We start from the raw sequence: 20,174 nt of genomic DNA, 5'->3' as shown, positions 1-20,174 counted from the left end.
GTTACGCTCCAAACTTCACACGTGGGTCGACTAAAGCAACACAAATATCTGAAATGATGTTACCAATGAGCAGTAACAACGCATTAATGGCGACAATACCCATAACAACAGGGTAATCACGCTCCATGATTGATTCGTAACCCAATAAGCCAATGCCATCAATATTGAAGATAACTTCAATCAGGAAGGCACCGGTCATGAAGAACAACAAAGAGTTACCAAAGTGACTCGCGATTGGAATTAAGCTGTTACGCAACGCGTGCTTACGAACTGCTTTTTTGAAAGGTAATCCTTTCGCAATTGCGGTGCGGATGTAATCTGAGGAAAGGTTTTCCATCAGGTTATTTTTCATTGTCATCGTCAGCGTGGCAAAATCACCAATGAGGTAACAGATCAAAGGCAACACCGCATGCCACATAATGTCTTTAGCGCGTTCAAAGAAGGTTTCGTAATCGTCGAAGTCATCGCCGACAAAGCCTCCCATCGGAAACCATTCCAAGTGATAACTAAATAACGTGATCAGCAATACACCCACCACATAACCTGGTAGCGCGTAGCCTACGAAAATGAGTACTGAAGAAGCGGAATCAAACACAGAACCGTGCTTGAGCGCCTTATAGTAACCAAGAGGAATCGAGATAAAATAACTAATAAAGAAGGTCATGCCGCCATAAAACAACGACACTGGCAAACGCTCTGCGATCATGTCCGAGACAGGCTCGTAGTAACGCGTCGACTCGCCAAGATCTAGCATTACCAAACGACTTAACCACTCGACGTACGCTTCCGTTACAGGTTTATCCAGGCCATAAAACGCATTCAGCTCCGCGATTTGATCGTCAGAAAGGGCCGTATTACCACCCGCAGACGTCATTGATGCGGCGCCGTCCCCCTGGGACTGCATTTGTGACAACATGCGTTCAACAGGTCCGCCAGGCACGAAACGAGTGATAGCAAAGATGAGAATAGTTATCCCGAGAAACGTTGGGATAACCAACGCCAAACGGCGTAAAAAGTACGACAGCATATACAACTTGCTCCTTGTCTACTGTCCAGTTCAAACGGAGTGAAAGAGGATATTTTCCGCCCAAAATGGTGCATATTTATCTCGTAGTAACTAAAACTGTTGAAGCACACTCCCTGCGCCTCAAGAGCTAGACTTTTCTACTACTGCAATAATTTCAGCGTCATATTTATCTTGAATCCACATCAGCTTCAAGTGTTTGAAACCAAAACATGACAAACTTCCTTCGATGTCGAAAAACAGAAATGTTTTTGTAAAAAATTATAAAAAACCACAAAAATAATTCATACAGAATATCAATCTAGGCTGTTTAGAGCCAAAACCCTACATAAAAATGCACCCTACACACATAAATAGACACATAATCCAAGGTTATATTTGACCTAAAAATACGAGTGAGCCCTTTAACCGCAATGGGTATCATATTTTGATACCACCTAATAAGTTCGAGCTAACAAAGTATGGATTCGATATAAAACTCATCTCAGAACAATTCACTGGAAAAATATCTTTTTCCAGATTCAATTACCCACTAAAAAACCATAGGCAAGATAAGTCATTAAAGTTTATAAGAAACACAAAATACGGTGTTTTATTGAAATTTAATATCGATTCATAAACATTATTCGGTTTTTTATTCCGCCTTTTAAATGAAGTCTGGTTATTTACATCTTTTTTACATTTAAGCATCCCCGTTTACCACTGGTTTGACTTCCTTTTTTCATCTCGGTTATACATTGGCCGAACGTTAACGAAATATTAACGTCACATTTGGCCGCTATGCGGCCAGACATAGGAAATAATAATAATCGGAGCAACAAGGATGTATAAAAACACAACCGCTTTATCTGTTGCGATAAGCCTTGCTTTGGGGACAGCAGCAGTTGCAGCCCCAGCAACAGCACTGGCAGAAGAGCAGCAAGTTGAAAAACTTCAAAAGATGAAAGTTACTGGTTCGCGTATCTCCACGACGGATATGGAAGGTCCTTCACCAGTTACTGTTATTAATAGTAAAGACATTGAGTCTAAAGGCTTTAACAGCGCGCAAGACGTATTGAACAGTTTGACCCAAAACACAGGTGGTGTAATGGCTCAAACAGACTCTTTCTCGTTTACACCAGCAGCGCAGTCAGTCAACTTACGTGGCCTTGGCGCGTCGCGCACATTGATTCTTATTGATGGCCGTCGTCTTCCTCAATACCCGCTAGCACAAAATGGTACATCTAACTTCCAAGATATCGGCCAAATCCCTGTCGCCGCCATTGAGCGTGTTGAAGTAATGACCGACTCAGGTTCTGCTATCTACGGCTCCGACGCAATCGGTGGTGTCGTAAACTTCATTTTAAAGAAAGACTTTGATGGCGTTTCTGTAAAAGTACGCGCGGGTGACGCGACGGATGGTGGTTACCAAAATGGTCGTTTAGACGTTGTAGCTGGCAAAAACTTTGACGACAAACGTATTCTCTTCGTTGGCCAATTTGCGGGCAACGAAATGCTAAAGCAATCTGACCGAGATGATTGGGCTGGCGATGACGGTTCTAGCCGTTCTCAGCTAAGTGGCTACTCTAGCTACGGTGCAAACTTTGAAGGCGCCAACGGAACAGTCCTAACACCAGCTGATGCTGGTTCTTCATGTAAAGAAGTCGTTGGTGATGCCGCGATTGAACGAGCGGATGGAAAGTGTGGTGTTAACCGCTCTGCGTACCGAACATTAAAACCAGAAAACAAACAAGTAGACCTACTTTTACGTGGTGAAATGGACATTAACGACAATGTCACTGCCATGGCAGAAGCCCGTTTTGGCTACAAGTCTACAGAATCTGAATTCGAACCTAACCCTTACAGCGTAGAAGTTGATGCCACTCACTTCCGCGGCGAAGGCGAATACACTCGCCGTATGGTCGAATTTGGACCACGCGAAAGTAACACTGAAGCCGATTCTTTTGGCTTAACCTTAGGCTTGAACGGCCTGCTTGCTGATACGTATGATTGGGACCTATCCGCTGGTTACTCTGAGCAAAGCGTTGAAACAAGCAACCCAGCAATCTTCCTAACTCTCGACCAAGCTGTACAAAATGGTGATGTCGATCTTCTAGGGCCTATCTCTCAAGACGTTGTAGACAAATACAGCGGCACTTCAAGCAAAGAAGCTTACTCAAAGCTTTACTCTGTTAACGGCTCACTGGCTGGTGATTTGGTTGAACTTCCTGCAGGTATGTCTGGCTTTGCTGTCTATGGTGAATGGAACCGTACTGACTACAATGAGACGATTGATGCTACAACAGCAGCTGGTGGTTTCTCTGGCCTAGGTGGAACATCAGGCGGCGGTGACCGTGATCAGATTGGTCTTGGTGTTGAAGCTCTTATTCCCATCATTGAAGATTTAGAAATGACTGTCGCTGGTCGTTACGACCACTACTTCGACGACTCGGCAACTGGTGGCGCATTCACTCCTAAAGTAGCCCTAGCATACCGTCCTACTGACACCCTATTGCTACGTGGTAGCTACGGTCTAGGCTTCCGAGCTCCAGACTTGAAGCGACTATTTGGTGATCAAACTCGAGGCTTTGGTTCTGGCTTTGACCCAGAGCTTTGTACCAATGCTGGTGGTAGCGGCCCACAAGATAAAGATAAGTACCCAGAGTGTGATACTCAGTACTTCGATACGCTTAATGGCCCTAACTCAGAGCTGAAAGAAGAAACAAGTACAAACATTAACTTGGGCCTAGCGTGGGAGCCTGTGGATGATCTTGGTGTAACCGTTGACTGGTACCACATCAAAATGGAAGACGTCGTAACTGCACCAACTTACCAAGATGTAATTAACGATCCAGGTAAATACCCAGGTACTGAAGTCGTTCGTAACCCAGATGGCACCATCAAGTCGGTATCCTATGGTCCAGTGAACCAGTCGTATGAAGAGCGTTCTGGTATTGACCTAGCGATCAAATACGCATACGACACTAATGAGTTCGGTTCATTTAACACGCGTGTTGCTGTAACGAAGATCTTGATTGCTGAATATCAAGAAAACGACAGCGAACCTGTAACGGATGAAAGAGATTTCATGCCTGAATACACCGCAACGTTAAATCTTGGCTGGGCATATGAAGATGTCGCTATCAACCTATTTGGTAAATACCGCGACCGTATGTGTTCAAGCTACGCAAACCGTTACTACTTTGATGACTGTGATTCTGCTAAAAAAGCGGGTTACAAAGCAGAAATCGCTAGTATGACAACGTGGAACCTAACGGCTTCTTACCAATTCAACGAGAGTGGTCGTGTAACTCTTGGTGCTATCAACATGTTTGACAAAGTACCGCCTGCAGATCCTCTAAGCGATACCTCTCCATTCTATGCAACTGGGTATGACGATCCAATCGGACGTCAGCTATACGTCGAGGCATCATACGACTTCTAAAAAATATTTGGCGCGGGTTTTCCGCGCCCTTTTCGACTGACTAAAACACTGACAAGGATGCAACCATGAAATTCAAGGAATTTGGTCTCAGTGCCATAGCTGCAGCATTGCTTACTATCAGTAGTAGCTCTATAGCGGCCAACTCTGGTGCTGTCGTTTCCACACAAGCAAAAGCAAATCAATCTTCAGAAGCTTCGCAACAAAAAATCGACAATTATGCCGAAAGTACTGAAGGCATGTTGGCAGAATACAAAGGCTTGCTACGTCAAATCGACAGCATGAAAGTCTACAACGAGCAAATTAATCGTATGGTTCAATCACAGCAAGGTGAATTGGACTCATTAAATAACCAAATAGCTCAGATCGATCAAACGGCAACAGAAGTAGTGCCACTAACACTTAAAATGATCGATGCACTCGATGAGTTTGTGACTCTCGATCTGCCTTTCCAGAAAAAAGAACGTAATAAACGTGTCCAAGAACTGCGTCGTCTCATGGATCGCGCCGACGTAACGACTTCTGAGAAATTCCGTAAAGTGATGGAAGCCTACCAAATTGAAGAAGGCTTCTCTCGCTCAATTGAATCTTACAAAGCTAGCCTAGATAGAAATGGGGAAACCGTGACTTACGACTTCCTACGTATTGGTCGCACGGCGCTTTTATTCCAATCTCCAGACGGTGGTGAGACAGGTATGTGGAACCAACAAACACGTCAATGGGAAACATTACCGGAAAGCTACCGCATAGCGGTACAGCAAGGCCTTCGTATCGCGAAGAAGCAAGCGCCACCAGCGCTAATCAAATTGCCTGTATATGCTGGGGAGGAATAAGAGATGAAAGGATTCAAAACTCTAGCCGCTGGTCTACTAGCGAGCTTATTTATGGTTTCAGGCGTACAAGCAGAAACGCCTAAAAACCTATCTGAACTACTCAAAAACGTAAAATCAGAAAGCATCGTTGAGTCAAAAGAGAACAAAGCCCGTGAAGCTGAGTTCAAGAACAACCGAGATAAGCAAGCGGCATTATTGCAACAGGCTCGTGAAGAGCTAGCTTCACAGCAAGCACTGGGCGATCAACTTAAAGCGACATTTGATGAAAACGATAAGCAGCTGACTGAACTAACAGAAACCTTACGTGTTCGCTCTGGTACTTTGGGCGAAATGTTTGGTGTGGTCCGCCAATATGCGGGCGAGTTTAAGGGCTTATTTGCTGCTTCTCAAAACGCTGTTCAGTTCCCAGAGCGTGACGCTCTACTAACGAAACTGGCTGAAAGCAAAGAACTGCCATCAACACAAGAGCTAGAAGCATTCTGGCATACCATTCTTCAACAAGTGGTTGCCTCAGGCGAGACAGCAACAACCCAAGCAACGGTTGTTTATGGCGAAGGTAAAGAAGCGGTTCGCGATGTTACTCTTGTCGGTGAATTTAACGCGATTGCCGATGGTAAGTACGTTACTTATGTACCTCAAACAGGTAAGTTCGAAGAACTCTCTCGACAGCCTCGCACCAATATTACACGTCATGTTGCGGGCTTTGAGTCAGCGTCAAACAGCTATGAGCCACTGTTTATTGACCCATCCCGTGGTGTAATTCTGTCTCTACTTGTACAAAGCCCTACCGTTCAAGAACGTATTGATCAAGGTGGCATTGTAGGTTACGTCATCCTTGGTATGGGTGCAGTTGGCGCTATCATTGCTCTAGTTTGCTTCCTACGCCTTCAAGTGATTGGCGGTAAAATGCGTAAGCAAGCGAAATCAGAAACCGTGATTCCTGGTAACCCTCTGGGTGAAGTTATCCAGGCTTACCAAGAGCACAAAGGTGACAACCTTGAAGATCTTGAAGCGAAACTGGACGAAATCATCCTACGTAACGCACCGAGCATTGAACGCTTTATCAGCTCAATCAAACTGTTCGCTTCTGTAGCACCACTTCTAGGTCTACTGGGTACGGTTATGGGTATGATCGGTACGTTCCAAGCAATCACACTATTTGGTACAGGTGATCCTAAGCTAATGGCTGGCGGTATCTCTGAAGCACTTGTTACTACGATGCTTGGTCTAGTTGTCGCAATTCCTCTACTGTTCCTGTACACCATCGTACACAGTAAAGGTCGTCGTTTGGTTCAAACTCTTGAAGAACAGAGTGCAGGCTTCATCGCTCGCTATCAGGAAAAACTACATAAAGCCGAAAGCTAAGGAGGCGTTATGTGGTGGTTAGTTGGAGAACTTGAATCAATTAGGCGCTTCTTGGGAATGGGTGGCGATGTACTCGTCGCCATCTTCATCCTCAGCTTTATGCTTTGGGCAGTATTGTTAGAACGTTGGTTCTATTTTGCTGCCGTCGCTCCAAAAGCCATGAAAAAAGCCGTTGGCTCATGGCAGGGGCGATCAGAGCACCAGAGCTGGAACGCTAAGATGATCCGACAAGAAATTGTTTCTCGTCAGGACATTGAGAATAAAAAGGGCCTGCCAATCGTGAAAGTATTGATTGCGCTTTGTCCCCTACTGGGTTTGCTCGGCACCGTTGTTGGCATGATCCAAGTATTCGACATCTTAGCGGTAACAGGAACAGGAAGCCCTCGAGCAATGGCCTCGGGGATCTCAAAGGCAACAATCCCAACTTTAGCCGGGATGGTGGCTTCTCTATCAGGACTGTTCTTTAGTTCACGTCTTGATCATTTAGCCAAAGTCACAACGCAAAAGCTGGAAGATAAGCTAAAGCATATTGCCTGAGTAAATGGAATTAGAGGTATAGGTCATGAAAAGACGCTATAGCAGTGATAGCAGTGATGAAACCGCTATCGATATGACACCGATGCTCGACATCGTATTCATCATGTTGATCTTCTTTATCGTAACAACATCGTTCGTCAAAGAAGCTGGTCTAGAAGTAAACCGCCCTACGGCAAGCTCTGCGCAAACCGTGAAAAAAGGTAACATCATGGTCGCAGTTGGTGCGGCGGGTGATGTTTGGGTTGATAAACGCCGCATCGAAGTGGACGCAGTTCGCGCGAATATTGAACGTCTTCGTGCAGAAAGCCCTGATGGCGCAGTTGTTATCCAAGCCGACACTGAAGCAAATGCTGGCGTAGTCGTGAAGGTTATGGACCAGATCAAAATGGCAGGTGTAGAAAGCATCTCCATTGCCGCAACCAATAAGGATTAAGCTTATGCGGTATCTGGCCTCAATTGCACTGGCGCTCATTGTCTCCCTCGGGTTGTTCTGGGGGATGGACAAGCTAGTAAACAAAGAGCGCCACGAGTTAGTGTCGAATGATGACCTGCGTATGGTCGAGTTTATTCGCATTAAACCAGACGAAAAAATACAGGAGAAAAAACGCGAACTTCCAAAGCCACCACCGCCTAAGCGTCCGCCGCCGCCGCCAGAAATGAAAGTGACAGCGACAGTAAAACCGGTGATGGAGCAGACACCAATGGATATGCCAAAGCTTGACCTACCCGTAAATGTTACAGGTGGTTCGGTGCTTGGACATTATAGCCAGGGTGGAGGTGCGCAACTCGCGGGTAGCGGAGGTCCAACACCTCTAGCGACATTCCAACCTCAAATGCCTAGGAAGGCTGCGAAAGCAGGAATAGAAAAAGGGGTCGTCTTATTAGAGTTTACCGTCAACGCACGTGGTGCCGTAGAGGACATCAAAGTTCTTAAAGAGCAACCACGACGCTTAGGCCTCGGTCGAGCGGCAAGAAAAACAGTCTCTAAATGGACATTTAAACCAAAATTGGTTGACGGGAAACCTGTTAGCTCGCGCCTATCGCAAGAAATAGAGTTCTCAACCAATTAAGGAGTCACGATGAAAAGTTTATGGAAAAGCAAAGTGGCTTCTTTAATTCTCTTCGCAGGAGTGGCAATGGCCGCTCCTACGATGGCAAAAGAAGCTCCTCAGTTATCAGATCGGACATTTCGAACCGTTAACAAAGTGCAAGAGTTGATCGCAACTGAAAAATATTCAGCAGCGAAAGAAAAACTAGCAAGCGCTTTAGAAAGCACAAGTTCGAAAAAATACGACCGAGCAGTTTTACTTCAGCAGACTGGCTTTTTGTATTCGCTACAAGACAATTATGTGCAAGCAGCAAAATACTTTGCCGAAGCATTACAGCTCGACGCACTTCCCGTTCCTGTTGCTCAACAAGTTCGCTACAGCTTGGCTCAGCTTTACCTAGCTGAAGAAAAGTATACGTTGTCTGTAAAAACGATGAAGGAATGGTTCAAGGTTGCAGAAACAACCAAAGAGAAGCCTCAAGCTCATGCTTATATCACGTTAGCGAGCGCTTATGTTCAGTTGGAAGATTACAAAAATGCAATCCCGCCAACCAAAAAAGCCATCGCGATGAGCAAGAGCCCAAGTGAGTCTTGGTACTTAATTCTCGTTGCATCTCACTACGAGTTAGGCCAGCTGAAAAGCGTTGCCAGTGTACTCAAAACTCTGACTTCAAAGTACCCTCAGAAAAAGCGTTACTGGATGCAACTTTCTGGTGTCTACATGGAGCTAGGTCAAGAGCGCAACTCTCTAGCCACCCTAGAAATGGTTTACAAAATGGGGAAACTAGAAGGAGAGAAGGAATATTTACGCTTTGTAAACTTCTTGGCTTACCAAGGTATTCCATATAAAGCAGCCAAAACTCTTGAAAAGGAAATGGCAGCTGGAAACATTGAAAAGACGAAGGAAAACTATGACCGCCTAGCCAGTTTCTGGCAGCAAGCTAAAGAGCTAGATAAATCAATTCTCGCTTATAAAAAGTCATATAACCTCGCTCCTTCTGCTAAAACGCAAATTCAGATTGCTCGCTTAATGATACAAGACAAGCAATATTCTGAAGCAACTCGTTTTGTAGAAAGCGCGGCATCCAGTGCCTCTAAAGAGCAAAAGGCAGAACTTGAATACATTCGCGGGATGGCCTATTTCGAGCTTAAGCAGCCACAAAAGGCCTTGCAGGCGATGAAAGGCGCTGCTCAATCGCCAAAATTCAGGTCAACCGTTAGCCCTTGGATAAATTTCCTAGAGTCTCAAGGATAATTCGAAGATTAAGTGTGAGTCAGTCGCACGCCTGGGGAAGTGAAAGCTTCCCCTTTTTTCCGTCTTATCATTATTAACCCCTATTTTTAACCAGAGTCACTCACGCAAGCCAAATCGGGACTCTAAACCTAAAATCAGCACACTAAACGGTTGTAGAAATGGTTTTAATAACAGAGTGCGCGGATGGTAAGTCCTGTATCACGCTCCTTCTTCGCTGTTTAGGAACACTCTGGCGTAAGTAACTATTTCATCAAAGACGATCACAGACAGAAAGATCAACTGGTAACAAAATAGAGATCATGATACTCTTCGCCTCCATTTTTCTGGCGGGATTATCACCAATATCCACCCCTTTGGTGGTTGATTTCTCAATGCCAGTGCTATCGTTATAAGAATGTCGAACTTTCCTTCGGCACTCAATCAATCCAATCAAAAGTGGAACAGTACAATGGGCAAAGGTACTCTCTATATCGTATCTGCACCTAGCGGCGCAGGTAAATCTAGCTTGATCTCAGCGATGTTGGAACGCAACCCAACCTACGCAATGAAAGTGTCTGTGTCTCACACCACGCGCAACATGCGACCTGGTGAAGAAAATGGTGTCCACTACCATTTTGTAGCGAAAGATGAGTTTGAAGCCCTGATCGCTAAAGGTGACTTCCTAGAATACGCAGAAGTGTTTGGTAATTATTACGGCACATCTCGTGTATGGATTGAAGAAACACTAAATAAAGGTATCGACGTTTTTCTAGATATCGACTGGCAAGGCGCACGCCAAATCCGTGAACAAATGCCAGAAGCCAAAAGCATCTTCATCCTGCCACCATCAAACGGTGAGTTAGAGCGTCGCTTGAACACTCGTGGTCAAGATAGCGATGAAGTGATCGCAAAGCGTATGGCTGAAGCCAAGTCGGAAATCTCTCATTACAACGAGTACGACTACGTGATCGTAAACGACGATTTTGATACCGCTTTGATGGATTTTAAAGCTATCTTGCGTGCTGAAAGATTGAAGGAAGAAAAGCAAGCTGCTAAATATAAAGGTATGCTTGACGCGTTGTTAGCAGAGTAACTTCAAAAAAGTCACGCTGTAAAACATAAAGAATTTCCCGTTTTTTGCCCAGTGCGAAAAACACAATAAACTACCTGAGAAAGTCCACAAACGGTGGCTTGTCTAATTGCTAGTAAATAAAGTAGTTAGGTTGTATACTTTCTCGTCATTCTAAAATTTTAGTTAACTATTTGGAGTCCTCATGGCACGCGTAACTGTTCAAGACGCTGTTGAAAAAGTTGGCAACCGTTTCGACCTAGTACTGATTGCGGCTCGCCGCGCTCGTCAAATGCAAACTGGCGGTAAAGATGCACTAGTGCCAGAAGAGAACGATAAGCCAACGGTTATCGCTCTACGCGAAATCGAAGAAGGTTTAATTACTAAAGAAGTTCTAGACGCTCGTGAACGTCAAGAACAGCAAGAGCAAGAAGCGGCAGAGCTAGCGGCAGTAAGCAGCATCGCTCACAACCGTTAATTCTGACTTTAGAATTCAACAACCTCCCGGGCCTATAATTTGTATCTATTCGATAGCCTCAAAGACGTTGCCCAAGAATACCTAACAGAGCCTCAGATTGAGGCTCTGCGTCAATCTTATGTGGTAGCGAGAGATGCCCATGAAGGGCAAACCCGCTCTAGCGGTGAACCATACATCATCCACCCTGTCGCTGTGGCTCGTATCTTGGCCGAAATGCGCCTTGATATCGAAACCCTCCAAGCTGCTTTGCTGCATGACGTCATTGAAGACTGTGATGTAACTAAAGAAGATCTCGAAGAGAAATTCGGCAACACTGTCGCAGAATTGGTTGATGGTGTATCTAAACTGGACAAACTCAAATTCCGCGATAGGAAAGAGGCTCAGGCTGAGAACTTTCGTAAGATGGTTCTGGCCATGGTGCAAGATATCCGCGTCATTCTGATCAAACTGGCTGACCGCACGCACAACATGCGTACGCTTGGCGCGCTTCGACCAGATAAAAAGCGTCGTATTGCTCGTGAAACGTTAGAAATTTACGCGCCCCTCGCTCATCGTCTTGGTATTCACAATATCAAAACCGAACTCGAAGAGTTGGGCTTTGAGGCGCTATATCCCAACCGCTACCGCGTACTGAAAGAAGTGGTTAAAGCCGCACGTGGTAATCGTAAAGAGATGATCCAACGCATTCACAGCGAAATAGAAGGCCGTCTGCAAGATTTTGGCTTGAATGCTCGCGTCGTTGGTCGTGAGAAAAACCTGTTCTCTATCTACAACAAGATGAAAACCAAAGAACAGCGCTTTCACACCATCATGGATATCTATGCGTTCCGAGTCGTTGTTGATACCGCTGATACTTGTTATCGCGTTTTAGGCCAAGTACACAGCTTGTATAAGCCACGTCCTGGTCGCATGAAAGATTATATCGCGGTACCAAAGGCGAACGGCTACCAATCGCTACACACTTCCATGGTTGGTCCACACGGCGTACCTGTTGAAGTTCAGATCCGTACTGAAGATATGGATCAAATGGCGGACAAAGGTGTCGCGGCACACTGGTCTTACAAAGACAAAGGCGACAAGTCTGGCACCACTGCGCAAGTAAAAGCTCAGCGTTGGATGCAAAGCCTGTTAGAGCTACAACAAAGCGCGGGTAACTCATTCGAATTCATTGAAAACGTAAAATCCGATCTTTTCCCAGATGAGATTTACGTCTTCACACCAAAAGGTCGTATCGTTGAATTACCTTTAGGCGCAACGGCTGTCGACTTTGCCTATGCCGTACATACCGATGTAGGCAACTCTTGTGTTGGTGCTCGTGTTGATCGTAACCCTTACCCATTGAGTAAGGCATTGAAAAACGGTCAGACGGTGGAAATTATCAGTGCCCCTGGTGCGCGTCCGAATGCGGCATGGCTGAACTATGTCGTGACTTCTCGTGCCCGCACTAAGATTCGACAAGTACTGAAAACGATGCGTCGTGAAGAGTCGATTACTTTAGGTCGTCGCCTACTTAATCACGCACTTGGCCGTCACTCGATTGATTCAATTTATCCAGAAAATATCCAAGAAGTCTTGAATGATCTTCGCCTAGAAAGCATCGATGATTTATTGGCTGCTATTGGATTGGGTGAGTTGATGAGCATTGTGATCGCACGTCGTCTCCTTGGTGACACCGAAGAGCTCACGACAACAAGTTCAATCCCAACGGACTCGAAGAAGAAGCTTCCGATTCGTGGCGCAGAAGGCTTATTGCTGACGTTTGCAAATTGTTGTCATCCTATCCCAGATGATCACATTATTGCTCACGTATCGCCTGGTCGTGGTTTGGTTGTTCACCGAGAAACATGTCCGAACGTTCGTGGTTATCAGAAAGAGCCAGACCGTTATATGGCTGTCGCTTGGTCTGAAGACTACGATAAAGAGTTCATTGCTGAACTTAAAGTCGACATGCTTAACAACCAAGGTGCTCTTGCAGAACTGACCAACGTGATCTCGAAAACAGGATCAAACATTCATGGTCTTTCAACGGAAGAACGTGATGGTCGTTTATACACTGTGACAGTGCTGTTGACGACGAAAGATCGTGTCCACCTTGCTGGTATCATGCGTAAGATTAAGGCAATGCCTCAAGCAACCCGAGTCAGACGCAGAAAGAACTAACCTCTATCGCCACCTACTCTGTTAGGTGGCGATTTTTTATACCTCAATAAATATGAACCTAGAACGTTACAACCGTATTCACCAAGTCCTAAAAACTCGCCAAACTGATCTGACACTTTGTCTCGAAGAAGTACATAAGCCAAACAACGTCTCTGCTGTGATCCGCACCGCTGACGCGACAGGCTTACACAAAGTTCACGCAATTTGGCCAGACAAAATGCGTACGCTGAGCCATACCTCAGCAGGCGCGCGTAACTGGGTTGAAGTGGATACTCACGATTCGATTGAAACTGCGATTACCGAACTCAAAGCGCAAGGTATGCAGGTTTTGGTGACCAATCTTTCGGACACCGCCGTCGATTTTCGCGAAATCGACTACACCAAACCAACGGCAATCATTTTAGGCAGCGAAAAGGTTGGCGCTTCGGAGCAAGCCAAACAGCTTGCCGATCAAGACATTATTATCCCAATGGTGGGCATGGTGCAGTCACTAAACGTATCGGTTGCCAGTGCCGTAATTTTGTATGAAGCGCAACGTCAACGTGAAGCCGCAGGCATGTACGACCGAGAAGAAAGCGCTCTGCCTAAAGAGACAATCAACCGTATTCTCTTTGAACGTGGTCACCCAGTGCTGGCAAAAGTCGCGAAACGAAAAGGGCTCGTTTACCCACCACTCGATGAAGAAGGTCAAATCATCGCCGATGACGCGTGGTGGCAAGAGATGCAAAGCAAGTAACAGACTTTCGTCATCCTGAACGGCGGCGAAGGAGCGTGGTTCAGGATCTAATTCTCAAATATACAGATGCTGATAGTGTTAACTTCAGCGACATACTTGTTGGAAATAGAATCCTGATGTCGCTAAAGCTCCTCGGAATGATAGGTTATCAGTCAAATCATGACACTAACTAAAGCATGACTATTTTTTCCTGTACAAAAACACAGCTCCATGGTTAACATACTGCTATGTTAACCATTTTCTTGAGCCCTCTATGTCCGCCCAAATGTTATCTGCCGTCCCATTAACCTCCCTTTCTGGAGTTGGCGCGAAAGTCGCAGAAAAACTCGCCAAAGTTGGCTTACATAGCGTTCAAGATTTGCTGTTTCACCTTCCGTTACGCTACGAAGATCGTACTCGTATTTACCCTATTGCCAAACTGCATGCTGGCCTTTGGGCGGGCGTGCAAGGTAAGGTCATGGCAGTCGACACCATCTTCGGTAAGCGCAAAATGCTAACGGTAAAAATCAGCGACGGTAATGGCACTATCACGCTGCGCTTTTTCAACTTTACCGCAGCCATGAAGAACAATTTCACGCAAGGTAAGTTAGTACATGCTTACGGTGAAATTAAGCGCGGTGGCATGGGTTTGGAAATTGTTCATCCTGACTACAAGTTTTACGTTAGCGAGCAAAAGCCCGATGTAGAACAGAGCTTAACCCCTGTTTATCCCACCACCGATGGTTTACGCCAAATCACATTGCGCAACCTTACCGAACAAGCTTTAGCCCTGCTTGATAAAACCGCAGTGCAGGAATTACTTCCAGCTGGGTTGTATGACCATCAAATCACTATGTCGCAAGCGCTGCACACCATTCATCGCCCACCACCAACCATTAATTTAGATGAGTTTGACGAAGGCAAACATCCTGCCCAAATCCGCTTGATCATGGAAGAATTGCTCGCACAAAACTTATCGATGCTGGCGGTGCGTAGCAAAGGTCAGAAGGATTCAGCGCTACCTCTCGGTCCTTGTCATAAACTAAAAACGCAGCTTTTAGCCCAACTGCCTTTCTCTCCTACAAACGCTCAAACCCGAGTAGTACAAGAGATTGAGGCCGATCTAGAAAAACCGCACCCAATGATGCGATTAGTGCAAGGCGATGTTGGTTCGGGGAAAACATTGGTTGCCGCTTTGGCCGCTGTTAGAGCCATTGAGCATGGCCATCAGGTGGCACTCATGGCGCCAACCGAACTATTGGCCGAGCAACACGCTATCAACTTCGCAAACTGGTTTGAAACAATGGGCATTCAAGTCGGTTGGTTAGCGGGCAAACTCAAAGGTAAGGCAAAGGAAGCCGAGCTGGCTCGTATTGCCAGTGGTGAAGCGCAAATGGTAGTGGGTACTCACGCGCTATTCCAAGAGCACGTTGAATTTCATCACCTTGCTTTGGTCATCATTGATGAACAGCACCGCTTCGGTGTCCATCAGCGATTAGAATTGCGTGAAAAAGGCGCAAAACAAGGCGCCTACCCACATCAGTTGATCATGACGGCGACGCCTATTCCTCGCACCTTAGCCATGACCGCTTACGCCGATCTAGAAACTTCCGTGATTGACGAGCTACCACCGGGTCGAACGCCGATTCAAACCGTTGCCATTCCAGATACAAAACGTGACGACATCGTCGAGCGTGTCCGAAATGCCTGCTTAAACGAAGGCAAGCAGGCATATTGGGTGTGTACCCTGATTGATGAGTCGGAAGTATTAGAAGCGCAAGCCGCGGCAGATACCGCAGAAGAGCTTCAACGTAAGCTACCGGACGTAAAAATTGGTCTAGTACACGGACGAATGAAGCCGGCAGAGAAACAAGCGGTGATGCAAGATTTCAAAGACAATAAACTGCATTTGCTGGTCGCAACGACAGTGATTGAAGTTGGTGTGGATGTGCCAAACTCTAGCTTGATGATCATAGAAAACCCTGAACGTCTTGGTTTGGCACAATTACACCAGTTAAGAGGTCGCGTGGGCCGAGGTTCCGTTGCTAGCCATTGTGTGCTGCTGTACCACTCTCCGCTGTCAAAAACCGCGCAAAAACGTCTCGGAGTACTACGTGAAAGTAACGATGGCTTCGTCATTGCGCAGAAAGACCTAGAAATTCGTGGCCCTGGAGAACTATTGGGTACAAAGCAGACAGGTCTTGCTGATTTCAAAATCGCAGACTTAGTTCGAGATCAACGCCTGATTCCCGAAGTTCAGCGTATTGCGCGTCATATTCATGACAATTACCCGACTAACGCAACAGCAATTATCGATCGCTGGTTGGGTGAGCGGGATATTTACTCCAAAGCGTAATGATTGAAAGCGAGCCAAATGGCTCGTTTTTTAATACGCCAAAAACAAAGCAAACGTTTGCTTTTTGAGTAAATCTCTCTATAATCGCGCACAAATTTTTAAGTGTGTTAGATCACACTCCACCAACCTGAGTTGACTCTGATTAACAGCAATCACAGGTAACGACGTCAACTCCACCCTGCTCTCCCATTCAGCGAGAACTAGGGAAATATTGCGACTAGCGAGACAAACAATGACAACTTCAAACCGATCTTCGGAACTGGTCTATCAACTCAACGATCGACCACCTTTGCCTCAAACCATTTTTGCCGCACTTCAGCACTTATTGGCGATGTTCGTCGCGGTTATCACTCCGTCACTGATCATCTGTCAGTCTTTGGGTGTACCTGCAGACCAAACGAACACCATCATCAGCATGTCTTTATTTGCGTCAGGCGTGTCTTCGTTTATTCAAATTCGCACCGTTGGCCCAATTGGCTCTGGTTTGCTCTCTGTTCAAGGCACCAGCTTTAACTTTTTAGGTCCTATTATTGGAGCAGGCCTATCGCTGAAAGCCGGTGGAGCAGACATCAGCACCATGATGGCTGCCATTTTTGGTACGATTTTAGTCGCATCATTTGCAGAAATTTTCCTATCTCGCGTATTGGAGCATGCCCGCCGAATCATCACTCCGCTCGTTTCAGGCATCGTCGTCACTCTTATCGGTCTCACACTGATTCAAGTCGGCTTAGTATCAATGGGCGGTGGCTACGCAGCATTAAATGAAGGAACCTTCGGCAGCTTAGACAAACTTGCTCTGGCTGGGACGGTACTTGGATTAATTGTGATTTTAAACCGCTCGAAAAACCCATACATCCGTGTGGCTTCAATCGTGATTGCGATGCTAGTGGGCTACATCATGGCGTATTTTATGGGGATGGTAGATACTTCTCAGCTAGGCGCAACTGAGATCGTAGCACTGCCCGTACCAATGCAATATGGCTTATCGTTTGACTGGTCTCTGTTCATTCCGCTGGTACTGATTTTCTTTATTACCGCACTAGAGGCCATCGGTGATATTACCGCAACATCTGAAGTGTCTGGTGAGCCAGTAAAAGGCCCAGTGTACATGAAACGCATTAAGGGCGGTGTGTTAGCAGACGGCTTAAACTCCGCAATCGCAGCCGTTTTCAACAGCTTCCCGAACTCAACGTTTAGCCAGAATAACGGCATCATCATGCTAACAGGAGTCGCGAGCCGCTACGTGGGTTACTTTATTTCTGGCATGTTAGTGATTCTTGGCTTGTTCCCAGGTGTCGCTAGCTTTGTTCAGCTGATTCCTGAGCCAGTACTTGGCGGCGCAACGATTGTCATGTTTGGTACGATTGCTGCCGCTGGTGTGCGTATTATCTCTCGTGTTGAGCTCGATCGCCGCGCAATTCTGATCATGGCCTTATCCTTCTCAATGGGACTTGGTATCGCACAAAAACCAGAGATCCTGCAATTTATGCCAGAATTTATTAAGAGTATTTTCTCAACTGGTGTTGCAGCAGGTGGCATCACAGCGATCATTTTAAATCTACTTCTGCCAGAGAAACTGGAAGACGAAGATGAACTTCCTCAGGAAGTGAAAGAGTCTTAAGATTATTGAGAATAAGAAAAGCCCAACCTAATTAGGTTGGGCTTTTTGTTTTAAAGGGTGCGGGCCATCGACTTACTTGGTAGGAAAGCTGATTTGAGCGATTAAACCGCCTTCACTGCGATTACGCATCACCACAGAGCCTGAATGTTGGCTGATTATACGCTTCACAATCGCCAACCCTAGCCCAGTGCCTTCACTACCGCGAGCGGTGTCACCACGCGTAAAGGGTTCAAATAACCTCGCGATTTGAGAATGCTCGATACCCGGTCCGTTGTCCTCTACTGAAATCCACACTAGCTGCTTATCTGCTGTCACACCAGTGCTGATTTTGACCCAGCCATTGCCATAACGTAGCGCATTCACAACTAAGTTACTGATCGCCCGCTTAATCGCAATCGCACTTCCTTTGGCTGGCGGCAAGTTAAGATTAAGATCTGTTTCAATTTCAACCTCATAACCACCTTCAGAACTGGCGACGTCACTGGCAATCGTACTGATATCAACCGCTTCAAACGATTCTTGGTTCACCGGTTTGAGGTAATCCATAAACTGACTGATGATCTCATTACATTCTTCCGTATCGCTAATGATCCCCTCCGCAAGATAGCTGTCCTCAGGAGACATCATTTCTGTCGCTAGGCGAATACGCGTCAGAGGTGTTCGTAAGTCATGGCTAATCCCTGCCATTAATAAGGCTCGGTCTTCTTCTAGCTCTTGAATACCTTTCGACATTTGATTAAAGGCTCGAGTTACAGAGCGAATCTCCGATGCGCCTTTCTCTGCTAAGGGGGGCGGGATCTCACCTCGACCGACGTCTTTCGCGGCTCTCTCTAAAGCCAAAAGTGGACGGTTTTGCAAACGAATAAACAACCAACCACCTGCAATGATCAGCAGCGCCATAATCAAGCTGTTACGAAACAGCGGGGCAAAATCTTCTTCTTGCAGCTCAGATAACGGAATACGAATGATGGAGTTCGGCAACTTTTCGATGTGCATCCACAAAATGTAACTTTCATCGCCAAGCAATAAGCGCACTTCTGTGGGCGAACCCAGCTCTTGGCTCATTTCTTCAGACATCAAATCAATCGACATTGCGTGATGAAATTCAATCGCCTTATCGCTATCGAGACTATGAACCGTCACCCCTAATCTTTCTAACAATTGACGCCTTAACGGTGCATCAGACTTTAAAGGTCCTTCATCATCAAGCACCAAATTGAGCTCATGGGCGAGAATTTTATTGAACTGCTGCAAACTCGGCATCAACGCGTAGTTAAAAACGGCGTAGTAAGAGAAAACTTGGCTCGCGAGAAGCAAAGAGATGAACAGCAGAATAGATTGTGTCAATGAACTTCGGATGCGCATGGAACGTTCCTAGTGGTCCTAATCGCGAAATTTCAGCCTTCAAAGGGAAGGTAATGAAGGCTGAAGTTGCTATAGCCAAGTGCTGGCTATGGAGTGAAGAGGTTACACCTCTTTGCCGTCTGGGACGAAAACATAACCTAGGCCCCATACGGTTTGAATGTAGCGCGGCTTGCTCGGATCGTCTTCTAACATGCGACGTAAACGTGAGATTTGTACGTCAATAGAACGTTCCATTGCAGAATATTCACGGCCACGCGCCATGTTCATCAATTTGTCTCGTGACATTGGCTCACGTGCATTCATCACGAGCGCCTTTAGGACAGCAAACTCTCCAGAGGTGAGTGGCATTGCCTCATCACCGCGGAACATCTCGCGAGTGCCTAGATTGAGTCGGAACTCCCCGAACTCCACCACTTTTTCTTCAGTGCTTGGTGCACCCGGCAACTCTACAGTTTGGCGGCGTAATACGGCCTTGATGCGAGCCAACAATTCGCGTGGGTTAAACGGTTTTGGCAAATAATCATCCGCCCCTACCTCAAGACCCACGATGCGATCCACTTCATCACCTTTCGCGGTGAGCATTAAAATTGGCAACATGTTGTTCGCGTGGCGTAGACGACGACAAATTGACAATCCATCTTCACCAGGCAACATTAGGTCTAGCACCATTAAGTGAAAGTTTTCGCGCGTTAGTAGGCGATCCATCTGTTCGCCATTGGCGACACTTCGTACCTGAAAACCTTGCTCAGAAAGGTAACGCTCCAATAGAGCACGTAAACGAGCATCGTCATCAACCACTAAAATTTTATGATTTTCTTGCATTGAAACATCCTTTCAGAAGCGTCTATTGTCGAAAATGTATCACTGTTTTTCCTAACGTGCTCAAGCAAATTGTTACTCTTTTTATCTTAAGCGCTTTATTCTCTCTCTAGCAGGTATTTTCAGCAC

Annotated in this window: 16 protein-coding genes; 13 read left to right on the top strand and 3 right to left on the bottom strand. The window is 46.0% G+C overall.

Annotation, left to right across the window (positions count from 1 at the left end; genetic code table 11):
- Nucleotide 1 precedes the first annotated feature (1 nt).
- Nucleotides 2-1,027 carry an ABC transporter permease subunit gene (locus R7R78_RS10710; protein WP_005384771.1) on the bottom strand — a complete coding sequence of 342 codons (1,026 nt, stop codon included), beginning with the start codon at nucleotides 1,025-1,027 and terminating at the stop codon, nucleotides 2-4.
- A gap of 820 nt (nucleotides 1,028-1,847) precedes the next feature.
- On the opposite strand from R7R78_RS10710, the gene R7R78_RS10705 reads away from it, so the two are divergent.
- The 13 genes from R7R78_RS10705 (at nucleotide 1,848) to R7R78_RS10645 (ending at nucleotide 17,861) form a co-directional block, all read left to right on the top strand.
- The gene (locus R7R78_RS10705) at nucleotides 1,848-4,448 is read left to right on the top strand and encodes a TonB-dependent receptor plug domain-containing protein (RefSeq protein ID WP_225473520.1); all 2,601 of its coding nucleotides are present in this window, start codon (nucleotides 1,848-1,850) and stop codon (nucleotides 4,446-4,448) included.
- A 65-nt stretch (nucleotides 4,449-4,513) separates the two neighbouring features.
- The gene (locus R7R78_RS10700; RefSeq protein WP_005379365.1) at nucleotides 4,514-5,278 is read left to right on the top strand and encodes a DUF3450 domain-containing protein; all 765 of its coding nucleotides are present in this window, start codon (nucleotides 4,514-4,516) and stop codon (nucleotides 5,276-5,278) included.
- 3 nt (nucleotides 5,279-5,281) lie between these two features.
- Entirely contained in the window at nucleotides 5,282-6,643 is a 1,362-nt protein-coding gene (locus R7R78_RS10695) for a MotA/TolQ/ExbB proton channel family protein (RefSeq protein WP_005384750.1), read from the top strand.
- Nucleotides 6,644-6,652: 9 nt separating this feature from the next.
- Entirely contained in the window at nucleotides 6,653-7,180 is a 528-nt protein-coding gene (locus R7R78_RS10690; protein ID WP_005379363.1) for a MotA/TolQ/ExbB proton channel family protein, read from the top strand.
- A 25-nt stretch (nucleotides 7,181-7,205) separates the two neighbouring features.
- Nucleotides 7,206-7,613, top strand: coding sequence for an ExbD/TolR family protein (locus R7R78_RS10685; protein ID WP_005379359.1), 408 nt, complete (start codon nucleotides 7,206-7,208; stop codon nucleotides 7,611-7,613).
- 4 nt (nucleotides 7,614-7,617) lie between these two features.
- Nucleotides 7,618-8,250 (top strand): energy transducer TonB, encoded by a 633-nt coding sequence (locus R7R78_RS10680; RefSeq protein ID WP_005379353.1) that lies wholly within the window; start codon nucleotides 7,618-7,620, stop codon nucleotides 8,248-8,250.
- A gap of 9 nt (nucleotides 8,251-8,259) precedes the next feature.
- Nucleotides 8,260-9,483, top strand: coding sequence for a tetratricopeptide repeat protein (locus R7R78_RS10675; RefSeq protein ID WP_005379348.1), 1,224 nt, complete (start codon nucleotides 8,260-8,262; stop codon nucleotides 9,481-9,483).
- A 448-nt stretch (nucleotides 9,484-9,931) separates the two neighbouring features.
- Nucleotides 9,932-10,555: a guanylate kinase gene (gene gmk, locus R7R78_RS10670; protein ID WP_005379347.1), complete on the top strand. Its 624-nt coding sequence runs from the start codon at nucleotides 9,932-9,934 to the stop codon at nucleotides 10,553-10,555.
- 181 nt (nucleotides 10,556-10,736) lie between these two features.
- A complete protein-coding gene (gene rpoZ / locus R7R78_RS10665) occupies nucleotides 10,737-11,009 on the top strand; it encodes a DNA-directed RNA polymerase subunit omega (protein WP_005379346.1) in 273 nt (90 codons plus the stop codon).
- Between the two features lie 39 nt (nucleotides 11,010-11,048).
- Nucleotides 11,049-13,169 (top strand): bifunctional GTP diphosphokinase/guanosine-3',5'-bis pyrophosphate 3'-pyrophosphohydrolase, encoded by a 2,121-nt coding sequence (gene spoT, locus R7R78_RS10660; protein WP_005379340.1) that lies wholly within the window; start codon nucleotides 11,049-11,051, stop codon nucleotides 13,167-13,169.
- Between the two features lie 52 nt (nucleotides 13,170-13,221).
- Nucleotides 13,222-13,905, top strand: a complete 684-nt coding sequence (gene trmH, locus R7R78_RS10655; RefSeq protein WP_017820702.1) for a tRNA (guanosine(18)-2'-O)-methyltransferase TrmH — start codon at nucleotides 13,222-13,224, stop codon at nucleotides 13,903-13,905.
- 253 nt (nucleotides 13,906-14,158) lie between these two features.
- Nucleotides 14,159-16,240: an ATP-dependent DNA helicase RecG gene (recG, locus tag R7R78_RS10650; protein WP_225473518.1), complete on the top strand. Its 2,082-nt coding sequence runs from the start codon at nucleotides 14,159-14,161 to the stop codon at nucleotides 16,238-16,240.
- 232 nt (nucleotides 16,241-16,472) lie between these two features.
- Nucleotides 16,473-17,861, top strand: a complete 1,389-nt coding sequence (locus R7R78_RS10645; RefSeq protein ID WP_005379335.1) for a uracil-xanthine permease family protein — start codon at nucleotides 16,473-16,475, stop codon at nucleotides 17,859-17,861.
- Nucleotides 17,862-17,933: 72 nt separating this feature from the next.
- Here R7R78_RS10645 and envZ read toward each other — a convergent pair whose 3' ends face one another.
- Nucleotides 17,934-19,226 carry a two-component system sensor histidine kinase EnvZ gene (gene envZ / locus R7R78_RS10640; RefSeq protein WP_017820700.1) on the bottom strand — a complete coding sequence of 431 codons (1,293 nt, stop codon included), beginning with the start codon at nucleotides 19,224-19,226 and terminating at the stop codon, nucleotides 17,934-17,936.
- Between the two features lie 102 nt (nucleotides 19,227-19,328).
- Nucleotides 19,329-20,048: a two-component system response regulator OmpR gene (gene ompR / locus R7R78_RS10635; RefSeq protein WP_005379333.1), complete on the bottom strand. Its 720-nt coding sequence runs from the start codon at nucleotides 20,046-20,048 to the stop codon at nucleotides 19,329-19,331.
- Between the last annotated feature and the right edge of the window lie 126 nt (nucleotides 20,049-20,174).

The organism is Vibrio sp. 2134-1 (genome assembly GCF_033339495.1).
This window is presented reverse-complemented; position numbering and strand designations above follow the sequence as displayed.